The organism is Amycolatopsis sp. 3B14 (assembly GCF_050958625.1).
Classification (GTDB): domain Bacteria; phylum Actinomycetota; class Actinomycetes; order Mycobacteriales; family Pseudonocardiaceae; genus Amycolatopsis_E; species Amycolatopsis_E thermoflava.
Genome location: NZ_JBHZEN010000055.1, coordinates 82,678 through 98,267 on the forward strand (window position 1 = coordinate 82,678; position 15,590 = coordinate 98,267).

A 15,590-nucleotide genomic window follows, 5' to 3' on the forward strand; every position below is an offset into this window, starting at 1 on the left:
AAGTGATATCACTATGCTACATTGATGCCATCGAGGCAAGGAACTGAGGGGAGCGGTCATGGAAACCGTCGTGGACATGCCGGCGCCGCAGACGCGGGAACGCCTGGTGCGCGCGGTCAACGGGTTCGTGATGCTGGGCGTCGCGGTGGTGCTGGTGGCGGGCGGGGTCGTGCTGCTGGCCACCGGCGACGGCTCGGCCGGCATGCTCGCCGGGGGCGTGGTCGCCGCGCTCGCCGGGATCGTGCTCCTCGGCGGGCTGACCCCGGTCGCGCCGGGCGAGGCGCGGGTGGTGCAGCTGCTCGGCCGCTACGTGGGGACGCTGCGCACCACCGGGTTGCAGTGGGTCAACCCGTTCACCCAGCGGCGCAAAGTCTCCACGCGCATCCGCAACCACGAGACCGGGGTGGCGAAGGTCAACGAGGCCGACGGCAACCCGATCGAGATCGCGGCGGTCGTGGTGTGGCAGGTCGCCGACACCGCGCAGGCCGTGTTCGAGGTCGACGACTTCGTCGAGTTCGTGGCCATCCAGAGCGAGACCGCGGTCCGGCACATCGCCAACGCCTACCCCTACGACAACGCCGACACCGCCCGCTTGTCGTTGCGGGACAACGCCGACGAGATCACCGAGAAGCTGTCCGCGGAGATCGCCACGCGCGTCGCCTCGGCCGGTGTGAAGATCATCGAATCCCGCATCACCCACCTGGCCTACGCCCCGGAGATCGCGCAGGCGATGCTGCGGCGCCAGCAGGCCGGGGCCGTGGTGGCCGCGCGCCAGCGCATCGTGGAAGGCGCGGTCGGCATGGTGGAGATGGCGCTGGACCGGCTCGCCCGGCACGAGGTCGTCGAGCTCGACGAGGAACGCAAGGCCACGATGGTGAGCAACCTGCTCGTGGTGCTCGTCGGCGACCGCGACGCGCAGCCGGTCGTCAACACCGGGACCCTGTACCAGTAGATGCCGGCCGAACGGAAGAAGATCCTGCTGCGGCTCGACCCGGCCGTGCACGACGCGCTGGCGCGCTGGGCGGGTGAAGAGCTGCGCAGCACCAACGCGCAGATCGAGTTCCTGCTGCGCAAGGCACTCGCGGACGCCGGGCGGCTGCCCCGCGAGGTGGGCCGCATGCGCCCGCGGGGACGCCCGAAGAAGGGGGACGAGGATGGACAAGCCTGACTCGCTGGCCGCGCGGCTCTTCCTGCTGGCCTACGACACGGACAAGAAACGCCTGACGTCGCGGTCCGAACTGGGCTACGCCCTGCGGGCCGCGGCGCTGGCCGACCTGGTGCTCGGCGGCTTCCTCGTCGACGACGGCGGCAAGGCGGCTCCGGCCGCGCCCGCGCCCGGGCTGGACCCGGTGCTCGACCTGGTCCTGCTGGAGATCGGCGACAGCGCGCCCCGGTCGTGGCGGCGGTGGGTGTCCCGCCGCGCCAGCCGGATAGTGCCCCTGGTGCGGGAGCACCTGGCCGCCGAGCAGGTGATCAAGGTCGACTCGCGGCGCGTGCTCGGCCTGTTCCCGGTGCACCGTGTGACGCTGCGCCGCCCGCACGAAACCAAGCGGCTGGCGGAGGAGGTGCGGCGCACCGTGCGCGGCGGGCAGCCGGCCTACCGGGTGGATCCGCGCCTCGGCGCGCTGTGCGCCCTGGCCGGCACCGCCGAACTGCGCACGGTCTTCACCCGCGCCGAACGGCGCCAGTACAAGGGGCGGCTGGCGGAGCTGGGCCGCCCGGTGGAGCCGGTGGTGAAAGCGCTGCGGAAGACGATCCAGTCCCAGCGCGCGGCGGCCGCCTCCGGCGGCTGACCGCCGCGGCAGCCCGCCATCCAGCCGGGCGCCAGGCCCGGGTCAGCGGGCGTTCGCGGTGAGCGCCTTGACCAGGCGGGTCGCCGAGCTGCCCAGGTTCCACCGTTCGGCCAGCTCCACCACCCGGTCCGGGTCCGCGGGCGACGCGGGCACCGCGTCGGAACCGGACAGCGACACCGGCGCGTCGGCGGCGACCTTGACCACCGTGGGCGCCGCCCGCAGGTACTCCTCGGCCTCGGCGAGCCGCTGCCGCGTCTTCTGCGGCACGTCCTTGCTGCCCGCGGTGGCCGCGGCGATCAGCCCGTCGAGCGAGCCGAACTGGGTGATCAGCTTCGCCGCGGTCTTCTCGCCGATCCCGGCCACCCCCGGCAGCCCGTCGGACGGGTCGCCGCGCAGCACGGCCATCTCCGCGTACGCCTGCCCGGCGCCCTGCACCGGCACGCCGTAACGCTCGGCGATCTCCGGCGGCCCCAGCACCTCGGCCTTGGCCCAGCCCTTGCCCACGTAGACCACCGACGCCGGGGTCGGCTCGGTGCGCACCAGCTGGAACAGGTCCCGGTCGCCGGTGATCACCTCCACCGGGTCGGTCTTCTCCCGCGCGGTCAGGGCCCCGATCACGTCGTCGGCCTCGTACCCGGCGGCCTCGGCGGTGGCGAACCCGAACGCCTGCAGCACCTCCAGGATGATCGGCACCTGCGGGGTGAGCGTGTCCGGCACCTCCTCCGCGTTCGCGTCGGCGTCGGCCACCCGGTGCGCCTTGTAGCTGGGCAGCAGGTCGGTGCGGAACTTCGGGCGCCAGTCCGCGTCCAGGCACGCGACGAGCCGCGTCGGGCGCCGGTCGGTGACGATCCGGGCCAGCGTGTCGGTGAACCCGCGCACCGCGTTGACCGGCGTCCCGTCCGGCGCGGTCATCGACTCGGGCAGCGCGTGGAACGAGCGGAAGTACAGGCTCGCGGAATCCAGCAGGGCAAGTGTCACGGACCACAGCCTGCCAGACGCGGTCCCGGCCGGGGCCAGATACGCTGCGTGGCATGTCGTCCCGCTCACCCGAGATCCCAGCACCCGCCCCGGAAACCCTGCGCGCCCGCCTGGAGCGGGCCCGCGCGGCCACCGCCGACGCCGGCGCCGACGCCCTGCTCATCGCGCCGGGCTCGGACCTGCGGTACCTGCTCGGCGAGGCCGGTGGCTCCTTCGAGCGGCTGACGACCCTCGTGGTGCCGGCCGAGGGCACCCCGGCGCTGGTCGTGCCGAAGCTGGAGGCCCCCGGCTACGCGGCGGTGCCCACCGGCGAGCTGGGCGTCGAGGTGGTCACCTGGGTCGACGGCGAGGACCCCTACCGCATGGTCGCCGACCGGCTCGGCAAGCCCGGCCGCGTCGCGGTCAGCGACGGGCTCATCGCGCTGCACGTGCTCGCGTTCCGCGCCGCGCTCGGCTCCGCCGAGCAGACGCTGGCCGGCCCGGTGATCCGCGAGCTGCGGATGCGCAAGGACGCCGCCGAGATCGACGCGCTGCGCCGCGCCGGCGCCGCCATCGACCGGGTGCACGCCCGTATCGCCGAGTGGCTGCGCCCCGGCCGCACCGAGGCCGAGGTGGGCGCCGACATCGCCGCCGCGATCGTCGAGGAGGGGCACCTCCACGCCGACTTCGTGATCGTCGGCTCCGGCCCCAACGGCGCCAGCCCGCACCACGACGTGTCCGGCCGGGTCATCGAGCGCGGCGACGTGGTGGTGGTCGACATCGGCGGCCCGATCCCCGAGGGCTACAACTCCGACTCCACCCGCACCTACGCGGTGGGCGAGCCGCGCGACGCCGACGTGGCCGAGACCTACGCCGTGCTGCAGCGCGCGCAGCAGGCCGCGGTCGAGGCGGTGCGGCCGGGCGTCACCGCCCAGTCCGTCGACGCCGCGGCGCGCGAGATCATCGCCGACGCCGGGTACGGGGAGTTCTTCATCCACCGCACCGGGCACGGCATCGGGCTCGACGTGCACGAGGAGCCCTACATCGTGGCGGGCAACGACCTGGCCCTGGAGCCGGGGATGGCGTTCAGCGTCGAGCCGGGCATCTACCAGCCGGGCCGGTGGGGCGCCCGCATCGAGGACATCGTCGTGGTCACCGCCGACGGGGTCGAAGCACTCAACCAGCGCCCGCACGAGCTCGTCGTGCTCGACTCGTGAGCGGGCCGCTGGAGCCGCTGGACCAGGCGATCGCGCGGGAGCTGGCCGGCGACGGCCGCTGCTCCTTCACCGATCTGGCCGAGCGGGTGGGGCTGTCGGTGTCGGCGGTGCACCAGCGTGTGCGGCGGCTGGAGCAGCGCGGCGTGATCCAGGGGTACGTGGCGCGGCTGGACAGCGAGCAGATCGGGCTGCCGCTGACCGCGCTGATCTCGCTGACCCCCAACGATCCGGCCGCGCCGGACGACTACCCGCAGCGCATCGAGCACATCCGGGAGATCGAGTCGTGTTACTCGGTCGCCGGCGACGAGTCCTACATCCTGCTGGTGCGCGTGGCGTCGCCGCGGGACCTGGAGGACCTGCTGCGCCGAATCCGGGAGGCGGCGAAGGTGTCGACGCGGACGACCGTGGTGCTGTCCACGCCGTTCGAAGGCCGTCCGCCGACGGTGTGACAAACGCCGGGCGAAGGGTACGATAAAAGGTATGGCAACTCGTAAGGTCACGCTCTCGCTCGACACGGCGGCGATCGAGTACGCCGAGCGCGCGGCGAAGGCGCACGGCATCTCGTTGTCGGCGTGGCTGTCCCGCGCCGCCCGGCGCGAGGCCGTCCGCACCGGCTACCGCGCCCCGGCCCGGCACGACGCGGAGGCGCTGGCCGCGGCCGACGAGGCGGAACTGGCCGCGGCGGAGAAGGACCTGGGTGCGTAAAGGCGAGATCTGGGCGTACAAGCCGCCCACCCAGCCGTCCCGGGAACGCACGGTGCTGCTGCTGTCCTCCGACGGCGTCAACGAGTCGGAACGCCCCTGGCTCATCGGCACCGAACTGCTGGAAGAGGACCCGCAGGACATCCTCGGCGTCGCGCTGGACAGCCGGTTCTGGATCTCCACGCTGTTCCTGACCCGCCTCTACCGCGGGTGGCTCGTGGAGCGGATCGCCGAGATCGACCAGCAGACGCAGGAGCAGGTGGACATCGCGCTGCGCGCGGCACTGGACCTTTAGGGCGCGGACCGCTGAGCGGCGCTACCCGGCGGTGACGGTGGCCGCCGGGTGGAGGTTGCCGTCCTGGCCCTTCAGGCACGCGGCCGCCGGGCCGGACGTCGCCAGGAACTCGGTCAGGCAGCGGCCGAACTGGGCGTGCCCGTTCGCGTTGGGGTGGAACGATTCCTGAATGGCATGACTCGCGCGGTCGGCGTCGGCGAGGTCGTTGAGCTGCAGCGTCAGCCGGCTGAACCACTCCGTCGACGGGTCGGCCCCGCCGCTGCACGCCTCGTGCCCCAGCCCGGCGCGGGACAGGTCCAGGAACCGCGCCCCGGCCTGCGCCGCCGCCGAGGCCAGCCCGCGGGACAGCACCGGCACGCCCTCGTTGACCACCCACTGCAGGTCCTCGGTGCGGAACGGGCACCCGTTGAGGTTCTGCAGGTTCGCCGGGATCCCCGGCCCGATCGGCGCCGCGTAGGACTGGAGCACCAGCTGGTAGTCCTCCGGCTCGTACCCGGCGCGGGCGAGCACCGTCTTGATGTCGCCGAGCGCGCTCACCACCTTCGGCACCATCGCGTCGACCCGCTGCTGCCAGGTCGGCGCGATCGTGGTGCGGCAGGGCGCGTTGCCGGAGATGAACCACGCCTGGAAACACTGCGAGATCAGCTGCGAGAAACGCGGGTCGTCGTTGGCGCCCACCGCGACCACGACCGCCGCGACACGGTGGGTCTTCACCAGTTCCGCCAGCTGCCCGGCCTGGGACGGCTCGGTCCACTGCCTGGTGTCGCCCAGCCCGACCTGCGCGGCGGGCGCGCCGGAGCAGGCGAGGTTGACCTTCTCCACGATGCCCGGCACGTCGGTCTTCTCCACCGTCGCGTTGGGGGAGCGGTGGCACCAGTCCCCGTTGGCGCCGTTGGTGTCGGCGGTGTAACTGCCCGCGCCCTCACCGGACAGCGTGCTGTCGCCCATGGACACGATCGTCAGCGGACCGGTGCCGGGCGGACCGGGGCGCTCGATGGGCCCGGGTGGCGTGCTCGGTCCCGTGAACACGAAGATCCCCACCAGCACCAGGACGAAGAGCAGAACGCCCCCGCCGATCCACCACCGAAACCGTCGCACCGGTGGCAGTTTAGAGAAGCCCGGCCGAAGCCCTTGTGAACCCGGCCCCCGGTGATCGTCCCGCCGCTACCGTGAAAGTGACCACCGAGGGGGCGAGGTGCCGACGGGACCGAGCGCTTGGGCGGTGGCCGTGCCCGCCGCGGTCGCCGGGGCCGCCCTGATGGGCCTGGCCAGTGCCGCGCAGGCGCGCGCCACCAAACAGGTCGAGACCGCCCGCACCCTCGACCCGGCGCTGCTGTCCCGCCTCGCGCGCCGTCCGCTGTGGCTGGCCGGGATGGCGGCGACGGTCGCCGGCCTGGTGCTGCAACTGGTCGCGCTGGCGTTCGCGCCGCTGCTGGTGGTGCAGCCCCTGCTGTTGACATCGCTGATCTTCGCCGGGTTCTTCGCCGACCGGCTGGCCGACCGCCGCCCGGACGCTGTGCTCGGCGCCGGCTCGCTGATGTGCGTGTGCGGGCTGGCCGCGGTGCTGCTGCTGGCACGCCCGGGCGAGGAGAGCACGACGTTCGTCCGCGGCCCGGCACCGGTGGTGCTGGCGCTGACCCTGGCCGCGCTGACCGTGCTGGGGCTCGCGGTGTCGGTGCTGGCGCCCGGCGCGCTGCGGGTCCTCGGGCTCGCCGTCGCCACCGGCGTGCTCTACGGCGTCACCGCCGGGCTGATGAAGGTCGTGGCCGGGCAGGCGCGGGACAGCCTCGCCGCACCGTTCACGCACCCGGTGCTGTACGTGGTGTGCGTGGTCGGGCCGCTGGGGTTCCTGCTCAGCCAGAACACCTTCCAGCGCGGCGAGTTCCTCACCCCGGCGCTGGCCGTGATCACCGCGCTGGACCCGCTCGTCGGTGTCGCCATCGGCGTGTGGTGGCTCGGTGAGACCGTGACCGCCGACCCGGCCGCGCTCGCCGGCGCCGGCCTGGCCGGTCTCGTCGTGATCGCCGGCATCGTCGTGCTGTCCGCCAGGGCGGCGCGCCTGACTCCACGGGAGGTCCGGTGAAACAGGTGCTCGTGGTGTCCGCGACGATGGGCGAAGGGCACAACGCGACCGGCCGCGCCCTCGCCGAGGCCGTGCACCGGCTGTGGCCCAGCGCGGAAATCCGCTGGCTCGACGCCCTCGACGTGATGGGTCCCGGCGTCGGCCCGCTGTTCCGGCAGATCTACGTCACCAACGTGCGCCGCACGCCGTGGCTGTACGAGTTCTTCTACGCGGCGCTGTGGCGCTCCCGCTGGTTCGCCGCCGCCTGCAAGCGCTTCACGGGCGCCTGGTGCGGCCGCCGCCTGGCGCGGGTCGTCGGGGAACCGGACCTGGTGCTGTCCACCTACCCACTGGGCACCGCGGGCCTGGAGTGGCTGCGCCGCCGCGGCCTGCTGCGCGCCCCGGTGGGCGCGTGGATCTCCGACTTCGCGCCGCACCCGTTCTGGGTGTACGGGCGGATCGACCGCAACCTCGTCATGCACCCGGTCGCGATCCCGCCCGCCGTGCGGTGCGTGCCCGACGCGCCCGTCGCGGTGTCCGCGCCGCCGGTGCGCGGCGAGTTCCGGCCCGGCGACCGCAACGCCGCGCGCCGCAGGCTAGGGCTGCCGCCGGATACGTTCGTGGCGCTGGTGTCGTGCGGTTCGCTCGGGTTCGGCCAGGTCTCCTCCGCCGCCCGCGAACTGCTCGCCGCAGACCCCTCGGTGGTGCCCGTGGTGGTGTGCGGCCGCAACGAGCGCCTGGCGCGGTCACTGCGGCGGCTCGCCGACCCGCGCCTGCGCGTGCTCGGCTGGACCGACGAAATGGCCGCCTGGACCATCGCCGCCGACGTGGTGGTCACCAACGCCGGCGGCGCCACCGGGCTGGAAGCGCTGGCCTGCGGCCGTCCCGTGCTGATGCACCGGCCGATCGCCGCGCACGGCCGAGCCAACGCCCGTCTCATGGCCGAAGCCGGGCTCGCGGTCGTGTGCGAGGCCGACGGCGAACTCGCGGCGGCGGTCCGGCGGATGCTCGACACCCCGGAACTGCGGAAGTCGATGGCCGAGTCCGCGGCCCGGCACCTGGAGTCCGCCGGCGACCTCGGCTCCGCGCTACGCGCGCTCGCGGCGGTGTGACCCCAGGAAGTGGTCCAGCACCATCGACGCGCCGATGCCGAACATCCACACGTCCTTGGCGATCGCGACGCCCTGCTCGGTGGGCTGGATCGAGCCCTCCTGCCGCAGGCCCGGCGTGCGCGCGTACAGGCCGAGCAGCCCGGCCGAGAACGCGGCGAGGCCGGCGCCTGCCACCAGCGGCGGCACCGCCGGGATCAGCAGCATCGTGCCCAGCGCGATCTCGCCGGCCGACAGCGCCCGGACGAACTTCTCCGGCGGCACGCGCTTCACCGGCGGGTACGTGCCCGCGGCGAACCCGTGCAGCTGCGCCGTCGTCGTCTCGTCGGCCTTCCGCTTGGCCAAGCCCGAGTTCAGGACGAAGGCCCCGGTCACCAGCCGGACCGGGATGTGCCACGCCTCGATCCGAACCCAGCGTGCCCGACGTCTCGTGCGCATCGCTCACCTCCGTTGGTGATTGCTGTCCAAGCCCAACCTACGCGCTTGCCAGAACCAGGCGGGCCGTCACATCCTGGATGTTTCCGGGCAGCGCGGAGGTGTGAACGGCCGGTGCTGCCCACACCGGAGGTGGTCGCGACGTGACCGAAGTGCTGTTCCCGATGCTGTCGGAGAAGGACCCGGACGCCGAGGGTGTGGTGGCGACCTGGTTCGTGCAGGACGGCGAGCGCGTCGCCGAGGGCGACCTGCTCGCGGAGGTCGCCGTGGACAAGGTCGACGTCGAGATCTCCTCGCCCGCCGCCGGGGTCGTGCGGCTGCTGGCCAAGGAGGGCGATGCCCTCGTGCAGGGCGCGCTGATCGCCCGCGTCGAGTGAACGGGTTTCCGGTGCCACCCGATCGGGAAAACCGGACGATGCGGTGCAGGTTCTGCGACACCCCGCCCGCGGCCGGTGAGCGCCGCGTCCCCGGGCCGGCCGGCCCGATCTGCGCGCGCTGCGTGGAAACCGGTCTCGGTCTCGTCCGCGACGGACAGCCGCGCACCAGCCGCGGCGGCACCGACCTGGAACGCCTGCGGAGCGGGGGAGAGCCGTGCGAGTTCTGCGACCGCACCGACCGGCGCACCTTCCTCGGCTTCACCCGCAGCCTCCCGCGCATGCGGTGCGTCCAGACGGGCGCCGTGATCTGCGACGACTGCCTCGACCGCAGCGGCAACCTGCTCAACCAGGCGCTGCGCCACGTGTGAGGAACCCGCTGGGCGCGGATCCGGTCTCGCGGCGGAACATCACGGTGAACGCGGCCGGCGTGTCGTATCCGAGCGCCGCGGCCACCGCCGTGACGGTGGCGCCGGCGGCGAGCAGCCGGATGGCGTGCAGGGTGCAGGCGCGCTGGCGCCACCGCTGGTAGGTCAGCCCGGTCTCGGCGCGGAAGAGCCGGTTGAGGGTGCGCTCGGACAGGTGCAGGCGGGCCGCCCACGCGGACAGCGGCGCATGCACGTCCGGGCGCCGGTGGAAATCCAGGCACAGCGCGCGCAGCCGGGCGTGGCGGGGCAACGGCAGGTCGAACGGCAGCGGGGCGAGGGCCTGGATCTCGTGCCGGATCAGCTCCATCACCGCGGCGTCGCGCCCGTGCCGCGGGTACTCCGGTTCGGCGTCGACGGCGGCGCGCAGCAGTTCCCGCAGCAGCGGTGAGACCGCGACGACCCGGCAGCGGGTGGGGAACCACGGCACCGCCGCGGGTTCGAGGTAGAGGCTGCGGGTGCTGACGCCGCGCATCAGGACCTGGTGGCGAGTCCGCGGCGGGATGAGGACCGCGCGGTCGGCGGGCACGGTCCAGGTGCCGTCGGCGGTTTCCACCTCCATCAGCCCGGTCGCGCCGTGCAGGAACTGGGCGCGCCGGTGCTCGTGGAACTCCAGCAGGTGATCCGGCGGGTAGTCGGTGCCGATCGCCAGCACGTCGCGGTCGAGGCTGTCGACGTCGGCGAGGGGAACGTTGCGCACGTGTCGGATTCTCGATGACCGGTGGCGGTTCGTCGAATGCCCGCCACCGTGGCCGGGTCCTAGCGTGCCGGACGTGGTGTCCTTCTCCGTCCTGCTCGCGTTCGGCTGCCTCACCGGCGTGACCACCGTGTTGTTCGGCTTCGGCGGCGGGTTCCTCACGGTGCCCGTGGTGTTCGCCGTGACCGGGCAGATGCATGTCGCGGTCGCGACCTCGGCGGCGGTGATGGTGGTCAACTCATTGGCCGCCACGCTCGCCCAGGCCAGGGCGGGCCGCCTGCGCCGGGACCGGGTGTGGCCGCTGGCCGGGTTCATCGCGGTCGGCGCGGCGCTCGGCGCGCTGACCACGACCCGCCTGCCGGAACCGATCCTGCACGCCGCGTTCGTCGCCTACCTGCTGATCACGATCGCGGACTGCTTGCTGCGCAGCGGATTCCTCGACCGCGGCGCCGGTCCCGGCGGGCTGGGCCCGGTCGCCCGGACGGCAGGCGGGGTCGGGATCGGCGTGGTCGCCAGCGCGCTCGGCGTCGGCGGGAGCGTGCTGACCGTGCCCCTGCTGCGGCGCAGCGGCCTGCCGATGACCGAGGCGACCGCGATCGCGAACCCGCTCAGCGCGCCGGTCGCGGTCGTCGCCACGGTGGTCTACGCCGTGTCGGCGGACGGCCCCACCGGGTACGTCGACGTCGCCGCCGCGGGCCTGCTGCTCGCCGGTTCGCTGCCCGCGATCGCGATCACCCGCCGCGTGACCGGCCGCATCCCGGACCGCGTGCACGCCATCGCCTACGTGGCGCTGCTGGTGGCCGTGACGATCGCGGTGATCGTCACGGCCTGAGCGCTCAGCCCCGCGCCGTCCACCAGGCGCGGCCCTGTTCGGGCAGCGTGGAGATCGGGTCGTAGAACGGGTAGCGGCGGCGCAGCGCCTCGGGGTCGTCGTGTTCGATTCCGGTGCGGTAGTTCTTCGTCCAGTAGGAGATGCCGCGCTCGCGGTCGTACTCGGCGACCTGGTGCACCCAGCGCTTCCCGACGTAGGGCACGTCGCACACGATGCGGGGCGTCGCGTAGCCCGGGAGGTAGCCCATGATCGCGTGCTGCAGCTCCTGCGCCTCCCACACCGCCAGCCGCCAGTGCTCGGCGTTGGGGATCATGTCGCACAGGTAGAAGTAGTACGGCAGGATGTTCGCCTCGCCCTGCAGCGCGAAGCACAGGTCCAGCAGCGCGGCCGGGGTCGCGTTCACCCCGCGCATCAGCACCCCCTGGTTGCGCACGTCCCGCACGCCGACCTCCAGCGCGGTCCGCGCCGCCTCGGCGACCAGCGGCGTCACCGACTGGACGTGGTTGACGTGCGTGTGGATCGCCAGGTTCACCCCGCGCCGCCGCGCCGTGCCCGCCACCCGCTCCAGCCCCTCGACGATCTTGGGCTGCAGCCAGTGCTGCGGGAGCCCGGCCAGCGCCTTGGTCGCCAGCCGGATGTCGCGCACCGTCTCGATGTCCAGCAGTCGCATCAGGAACGACTCCAGCTGGTGCCACGGCACGTTCGCCACGTCCCCGCCGGAGACCACGACGTCCCGCACGCCCGGCGTGCGGCGCAGGTAATCGATCATCGCGTCCTGGCGGTCCACCGGCTTGAGGTCCAGCTTGTGCTTGACCACCTGCTCGGTCGAGTTGCCCACCAGGTCCATCCGGGTGCAGTGGCCGCAGTACTGGGGGCAGGTCGACAGCAGCTCGGCCAGCACCTTGGTGGGGTAGCGGTGGGTCAGGCCCTCCACCACCCACATCTCGGCCTCGTGCAGCGAGTCGCGCGCCGAGTGCGGGTGGCTCGGCCACTCCGGGTCGCGGTCGCTGCGCACCGGCAGCATGTAGCGGCGGACGGGGTCGGCGTAGAACGCCTCGGTCGAGTCCACCGTCATCGTGTTGAGCATCTGCGGCGGCACCAGCATCGACATCGTCGCCAGCTCGCGCTGGTCGGCGGCCAGGTCGTCGTAGAACCGCTCCTCGACCAGGTCCCCGAGCACCGCGCGCAGCTGCTTGATGTTGCGCACGCAGTGCACGCGCTGCCACTGGGCGTCCCGCCACTGCGCCTCGGTCACCTCCCGCCACCCGGGGAACCGGCGCCAGTCCGGTTCGGCCAGCTCGGTGCGGCGGTAGGCGTAGGGCTGCTCGGCGACATCGGTGTCGGCGGGGGAGACTTCCTGGATCGCAGTCATCTCTGCTCCTCGTCGGCGCTGCTGCGTCAAAACTTCCGGTGAAAGTGACAATACGACGTAAAAGCTTTCGTCGCGACCCATCGTGCACACTCGACACCGTGACCGACGACAGCACCACGCTCCTGCTGGGCGGGCGGATCCATTCGCCCAGCAACCCCGACGCCACCGCGATGGCGGTCAAGGACGGCACCATCGTCTGGATCGGCCAGGACGGCCCCGGCCGCGCCCTGCACCCGGACGCCCGCGTCGAAGACCTCGACGGCGCGTTCGTCGCCCCCGGCTTCGTCGACGCCCACGTGCACGCCACCGCCACCGGCCTCCACCTGGCCGGAGTCGACCTCGGCGGGATCACCGACGCCGCCGGCCTGCTCGCCGCGATCCGCGCCGCCGCCCGCCCCGGCGAGGTCCTGATCGCCCACGGCTGGGACGAGACCACCTGGACCGCGGACCGGCTGCCCAGCCGCGCCGAGATCGACGAAGCCGCCGCCGGGGTCCCCGTCTACCTCAGCCGCGTCGACGTCCACTCCGCCCTGGTGTCCACCGCGCTGGTCGAACTCGCCCCCGCCGCCCGCGACGCCGCAGGCTGGTCCCCGGACGGGCCGCTGACCCGCGACGCGCACCACCACGTCCGCACCGCCGTGCGCGCCGCGCTCACCCGCGAGCAACGCCGCCGCGCCCAGGAGGCCTTCCTCCGCCTGGCCGCCGCCCGCGGCATCGTCAGCGTCCACGAATGCGCCGGGCCCGACATCTCCGGCGAGGACGACCTCGCCGACCTCCTCGCCCTCGCCGCCGAACCCGGCCACCCCGAGGTGATCGGCTACTGGGGTGAGCTCGACGCCGTCGACACCGCCCGCCGCCTCGGCGCACGCGGCCTGGCCGGCGACCTGTTCGCCGACGGCGCGCTGGGCTCCCACACCGCCGCCCTGCACGAGCCCTACCTGGACGAACCCGGCTCCACCGGCGCCCGCTACCTCGACGCCGACACCGTCGCCGGGCACCTGATCGCCTGCACCGAAGCCGGACTGCAGGCCGGATTCCACGTCATCGGCGACGCCGCCGTGGCCGAGGTCGTGCGCGGCTTCCAGCTCGCCGAGAAGACCGTCGGGCAGCGGGCGCTGGCCGGTGGCCGCCACCGCCTCGAGCATCTCGAAATGATCGACGCCGAGCAGGCCAAGGCGCTGGCCGGCTGGGGCGTCACCGGCTCCATGCAGCCCCAGTTCGACGCCCTGTGGGGCGGGACGGCGGGCATGTACGCCCAGCGGCTGGGCCCCGAGCGCGCCGCGGCCATGAACCCGTTCGCGATGCTCGCCGCCGAGGGGGTCCTGCTCGCGTTCGGCTCCGACTGCCCGGTCACCCCGCTGCAGCCCTGGGACAGCGTCCGCGCGGCCGTCCACCACCGCACGCCCGGCTCCGGCCTGTCCGCGCGCGCCGCCTTCACCGCCCACACCCGGGGCGGCCACCGCGCGGCGGGCGTCAACGACGGCCTCACCGGCAGCCTGGTGCCCGGCGCACCCGCGCACTACGCCGTCTGGGACGCCGCCGACCTCGTCGTCGCCGCGCCGGACTCCCGGGTCCAGCGCTGGTCCACCGACCCGCGCTCGCGCGTCCCCGCGCTGCCGCCGCTCGACCCGGACGCTCCGCTGCCCACCTGCCTGCGCACGGTCCGGGGCGGTGAGGTGCTCTACGACGCGTTCACCTCCGCGGCCTAGAGTTCATCGCGTGGCAGCACCAGTGGCCGAGTCCGCCGAGCCGTCGGCACCCACCCGGAAGAAGCGGCAGTGGCGGCCTTGGCTGCTGCGCCTCGCGCTCGCCGCGGCTTCGGGGTTCGTGTTCTACCTCGCCTTCGCGCCCCGCGACCTGTGGTGGCTCGCGCCGCTGGGCTTCGCCGGTCTCGGTCTTGCGCTGCGCGGGCGGCGGTTCTGGGGCGGCCTCGGCTACGGCTTCGCGTTCGGGCTCGGCCTGTACCTGCCGCTGCTGTTCTGGCTGCAGGACTTCCTCGGCCGCGGCTTCGGGCCCGCCCCGTGGGTCGCGTTGTCCGCCGCGCTGGCCGCCTACCTCGGGCTCGCCGCCGCCCTCTGCACCGTCGTCGCCCGCCTGCCCGGCGCGCCGGTGTGGATGGCGGCGGTGATCATCGCCAGCGAGACCCCGCGCAGCTGGTGGCCCTTCGGCGGGTTCCCGTGGGGCCGCGTCGCGTTCAGCCAGCCCGAGGGGGCGTTCACCCCGCTCGCCTCGATCGGCGGCGCGCCGCTGACCGGGTTCGCCGTCGTGCTCGCCGGGTTCGGGCTGGCCGCGCTGCTCGCGCACGCCGCCCGCCGCGACCGGCGCGCGCTCCGCCTGCCCGTGATCGCCACCCTCGTCCCGGTTGTCGCCGGGCTCGCGCTGTGGCCCACGATCGGCACCGGCGCCCAGGCCGGCAGCCGCACGGTGGCCACGGTGCAGGGCAACGCGCCCGACGTCGGCCTCGACCTGATCAACGAGTCGGCCACCCTGCGCGCCAACCACCTCGCCCAGAGCGAGGTCCTGCGCGCGGCGATCCGCTCCGGCGCCGTGCCCACGCCGGACCTCATCGTGTGGCCGGAGACCGCCACCGACCTCACCACCACCGACCCGGTGCTCGACCAGATGGTGCGGGAACTCGGCATCCCCACCCTGATCGGCGCCCGCTACCGCGAGCCGGGGCAGCGCACCCGCAACACCGAGTTCGTGTGGGACCCGGCCACCGGCCGCGGCGAGAACTACACCAAGCAGGAACTGGTGCCCTTCGCCGAGTTCGTCCCGGCCCGCTCGATCGCCCGCTGGTTCACGCCCTTCGTCGACGACACCGGCGACATGCAGGCCGGGTCCACCCCGGCGGTGCTCGACATCGCCGGCACCCGGGTCGCCGTGCCCATCTGCTACGAGATCGCCTACGACTACGTCTCCCGCGACGCGGTGAACGACGGCGCCCAGCTGATCGTGCTGCCCACCAACAACGCCTGGTACGGCCACAGCGAAATGACCTACCAGCAGCTGGCGATGGCGCGGCTGCGGGCCGTCGAGCACGGCCGCGCGGTCGTCGTGTCGGCCACCAGCGGGGTCAGCGCCCTGGTCGAACCGGACGGCACCGTCACCCAGTCGACCAGCCAGTTCACCGCCGCGTCCCTGGTCGGGGATGTGCCGCTGCGCACACAGGCTACGCTGTCGGATCGACTCGGGGCGTCCACGGAGTACGGGCTGGTCGGGGCGGCGCTCGCCGCCATCCTGGCCGGGCTCGTCCTGCGCGTCCGCACCCGGGCGACGAGCACGACGGCGACCAGGGCGGAGTGAGGTTCTCCGCGGGG

At 73.7% G+C, this 15,590-nt stretch carries 19 protein-coding genes; 14 read left to right on the forward strand and 5 right to left on the reverse strand.

Translation table 11 applies throughout. From position 1 onward, the window contains the following. Positions 1–58: 58 nt before the first annotated feature. The 3 genes from ACCP09_RS28530 to ACCP09_RS28540 are packed head-to-tail and all read left to right on the forward strand — an operon-like array spanning position 59 to position 1,793. Positions 59–952, forward strand: a complete 894-nt coding sequence (locus ACCP09_RS28530; protein ID WP_123686852.1) for an SPFH domain-containing protein — start codon at positions 59–61, stop codon at positions 950–952. Next, positions 953–1,168, forward strand: coding sequence for a hypothetical protein (locus tag ACCP09_RS28535; protein WP_027929838.1), 216 nt, complete (start codon positions 953–955; stop codon positions 1,166–1,168). Next, positions 1,155–1,793: a GOLPH3/VPS74 family protein gene (locus ACCP09_RS28540; protein ID WP_027929837.1), complete on the forward strand. Its 639-nt coding sequence runs from the start codon at positions 1,155–1,157 to the stop codon at positions 1,791–1,793. Before ACCP09_RS28535 ends, ACCP09_RS28540 begins: the two co-directional genes overlap by 14 nt. A 42-nt stretch (positions 1,794–1,835) precedes the next feature. Here ACCP09_RS28540 and ACCP09_RS28545 read toward each other — a convergent pair whose 3' ends face one another. Beyond that, complete coding sequence (locus tag ACCP09_RS28545; protein WP_433751681.1) at positions 1,836–2,771, reverse strand: 5'-3' exonuclease; 936 nt, start codon at positions 2,769–2,771, stop codon at positions 1,836–1,838. Positions 2,772–2,824: 53 nt separating this feature from the next. On the opposite strand from ACCP09_RS28545, the gene ACCP09_RS28550 reads away from it, so the two are divergent. From ACCP09_RS28550 to ACCP09_RS28565, 4 genes are read left to right on the forward strand one after another with little or no spacing between them, the layout of a single operon-like run. Then, positions 2,825–3,967: a M24 family metallopeptidase gene (locus ACCP09_RS28550; RefSeq protein ID WP_123686850.1), complete on the forward strand. Its 1,143-nt coding sequence runs from the start codon at positions 2,825–2,827 to the stop codon at positions 3,965–3,967. Beyond that, a complete protein-coding gene (locus ACCP09_RS28555) occupies positions 3,964–4,416 on the forward strand; it encodes an Lrp/AsnC family transcriptional regulator (protein ID WP_017982434.1) in 453 nt (150 codons plus the stop codon). Before ACCP09_RS28550 ends, ACCP09_RS28555 begins: the two co-directional genes overlap by 4 nt. A gap of 31 nt (positions 4,417–4,447) precedes the next feature. Next, entirely contained in the window at positions 4,448–4,672 is a 225-nt protein-coding gene (locus ACCP09_RS28560; RefSeq protein ID WP_027929834.1) for a hypothetical protein, read from the forward strand. Next, on the forward strand, positions 4,665–4,964 hold the full coding sequence (locus ACCP09_RS28565; protein ID WP_020417852.1) for a hypothetical protein: 300 nt from the start codon (positions 4,665–4,667) through the stop codon (positions 4,962–4,964). Before ACCP09_RS28560 ends, ACCP09_RS28565 begins: the two co-directional genes overlap by 8 nt. Before the next feature lie 21 nt (positions 4,965–4,985). On the opposite strand, the gene ACCP09_RS28570 is transcribed toward ACCP09_RS28565, so the two are convergent. Next, positions 4,986–6,062 carry a GDSL-type esterase/lipase family protein gene (locus ACCP09_RS28570; RefSeq protein ID WP_123686849.1) on the reverse strand — a complete coding sequence of 359 codons (1,077 nt, stop codon included), beginning with the start codon at positions 6,060–6,062 and terminating at the stop codon, positions 4,986–4,988. Positions 6,063–6,159: 97 nt separating this feature from the next. On the opposite strand from ACCP09_RS28570, the gene ACCP09_RS28575 reads away from it, so the two are divergent. After that, positions 6,160–7,047, forward strand: coding sequence for a DMT family transporter (locus tag ACCP09_RS28575; protein WP_433751685.1), 888 nt, complete (start codon positions 6,160–6,162; stop codon positions 7,045–7,047). Beyond that, positions 7,044–8,138 (forward strand): MGDG synthase family glycosyltransferase, encoded by a 1,095-nt coding sequence (locus ACCP09_RS28580; RefSeq protein ID WP_433751687.1) that lies wholly within the window; start codon positions 7,044–7,046, stop codon positions 8,136–8,138. The genes ACCP09_RS28575 and ACCP09_RS28580 overlap by 4 nt, the downstream gene beginning before the upstream one ends. Here ACCP09_RS28580 and ACCP09_RS28585 read toward each other — a convergent pair. Next, positions 8,115–8,573: a hypothetical protein gene (locus ACCP09_RS28585; RefSeq protein WP_433751689.1), complete on the reverse strand. Its 459-nt coding sequence runs from the start codon at positions 8,571–8,573 to the stop codon at positions 8,115–8,117. The two genes, ACCP09_RS28580 and ACCP09_RS28585, sit on opposite strands and share 24 nt — an antisense overlap. Before the next feature lie 140 nt (positions 8,574–8,713). On the opposite strand from ACCP09_RS28585, the gene ACCP09_RS28590 reads away from it, so the two are divergent. Together ACCP09_RS28590 and ACCP09_RS28595 are read left to right on the forward strand one after the other, a co-directional pair. Further along, positions 8,714–8,947 carry a DUF2118 domain-containing protein gene (locus tag ACCP09_RS28590; RefSeq protein ID WP_027929829.1) on the forward strand — a complete coding sequence of 78 codons (234 nt, stop codon included), beginning with the start codon at positions 8,714–8,716 and terminating at the stop codon, positions 8,945–8,947. Positions 8,948–8,985: 38 nt separating this feature from the next. After that, complete coding sequence (locus ACCP09_RS28595) at positions 8,986–9,315, forward strand: hypothetical protein (RefSeq protein WP_431902875.1); 330 nt, start codon at positions 8,986–8,988, stop codon at positions 9,313–9,315. Here ACCP09_RS28595 and ACCP09_RS28600 read toward each other — a convergent pair. Continuing rightward, the gene (locus ACCP09_RS28600) at positions 9,290–10,069 is read right to left on the reverse strand and encodes an AraC family transcriptional regulator (protein ID WP_431902877.1); all 780 of its coding nucleotides are present in this window, start codon (positions 10,067–10,069) and stop codon (positions 9,290–9,292) included. The genes ACCP09_RS28595 and ACCP09_RS28600 overlap by 26 nt on opposite strands. A 64-nt stretch (positions 10,070–10,133) precedes the next feature. Here ACCP09_RS28600 and ACCP09_RS28605 point away from each other — a divergent pair, with 64 nt between their 5' ends. Further along, entirely contained in the window at positions 10,134–10,898 is a 765-nt protein-coding gene (locus ACCP09_RS28605; RefSeq protein WP_433751692.1) for a sulfite exporter TauE/SafE family protein, read from the forward strand. A gap of 4 nt (positions 10,899–10,902) precedes the next feature. Here the strand turns inward: ACCP09_RS28605 and ACCP09_RS28610 are convergent, their stop codons facing one another. After that, a complete protein-coding gene (locus tag ACCP09_RS28610) occupies positions 10,903–12,270 on the reverse strand; it encodes a KamA family radical SAM protein (protein ID WP_027929825.1) in 1,368 nt (455 codons plus the stop codon). Between the two features lie 98 nt (positions 12,271–12,368). Between ACCP09_RS28610 and ACCP09_RS28615 the strand changes: the two genes are divergently transcribed. Together ACCP09_RS28615 and lnt are read left to right on the forward strand one after the other, a co-directional pair. Beyond that, the gene (locus ACCP09_RS28615; RefSeq protein WP_433751694.1) at positions 12,369–13,979 is read left to right on the forward strand and encodes an amidohydrolase; all 1,611 of its coding nucleotides are present in this window, start codon (positions 12,369–12,371) and stop codon (positions 13,977–13,979) included. 10 nt (positions 13,980–13,989) lie between these two features. Continuing rightward, on the forward strand, positions 13,990–15,576 hold the full coding sequence (lnt, locus tag ACCP09_RS28620) for an apolipoprotein N-acyltransferase (RefSeq protein WP_433751696.1): 1,587 nt from the start codon (positions 13,990–13,992) through the stop codon (positions 15,574–15,576). Positions 15,577–15,590 lie beyond the last annotated feature (14 nt).

Excerpts from the sequence above, each read along its gene's own strand:
- ACCP09_RS28530 (WP_123686852.1), top strand. The coding sequence starts at position 59 with ATGGAAACCGTCGTGGACATGCCGGCGCCGCAGACGCGGGAACGCCTG.
- ACCP09_RS28535 (WP_027929838.1), top strand. The coding sequence starts at position 953 with ATGCCGGCCGAACGGAAGAAGATCCTGCTGCGGCTCGACCCGGCCGTG.
- ACCP09_RS28540 (WP_027929837.1), top strand. The coding sequence starts at position 1,155 with ATGGACAAGCCTGACTCGCTGGCCGCGCGGCTCTTCCTGCTGGCCTAC.
- ACCP09_RS28550 (WP_123686850.1), top strand. The coding sequence starts at position 2,825 with ATGTCGTCCCGCTCACCCGAGATCCCAGCACCCGCCCCGGAAACCCTG.
- ACCP09_RS28560 (WP_027929834.1), top strand. The coding sequence starts at position 4,448 with ATGGCAACTCGTAAGGTCACGCTCTCGCTCGACACGGCGGCGATCGAG.
- ACCP09_RS28585 (WP_433751689.1), bottom strand. The coding sequence starts at position 8,573 with ATGCGCACGAGACGTCGGGCACGCTGGGTTCGGATCGAGGCGTGGCAC.
- ACCP09_RS28595 (WP_431902875.1), top strand. The coding sequence starts at position 8,986 with ATGCGGTGCAGGTTCTGCGACACCCCGCCCGCGGCCGGTGAGCGCCGC.
- ACCP09_RS28610 (WP_027929825.1), bottom strand. The coding sequence starts at position 12,270 with ATGACTGCGATCCAGGAAGTCTCCCCCGCCGACACCGATGTCGCCGAG.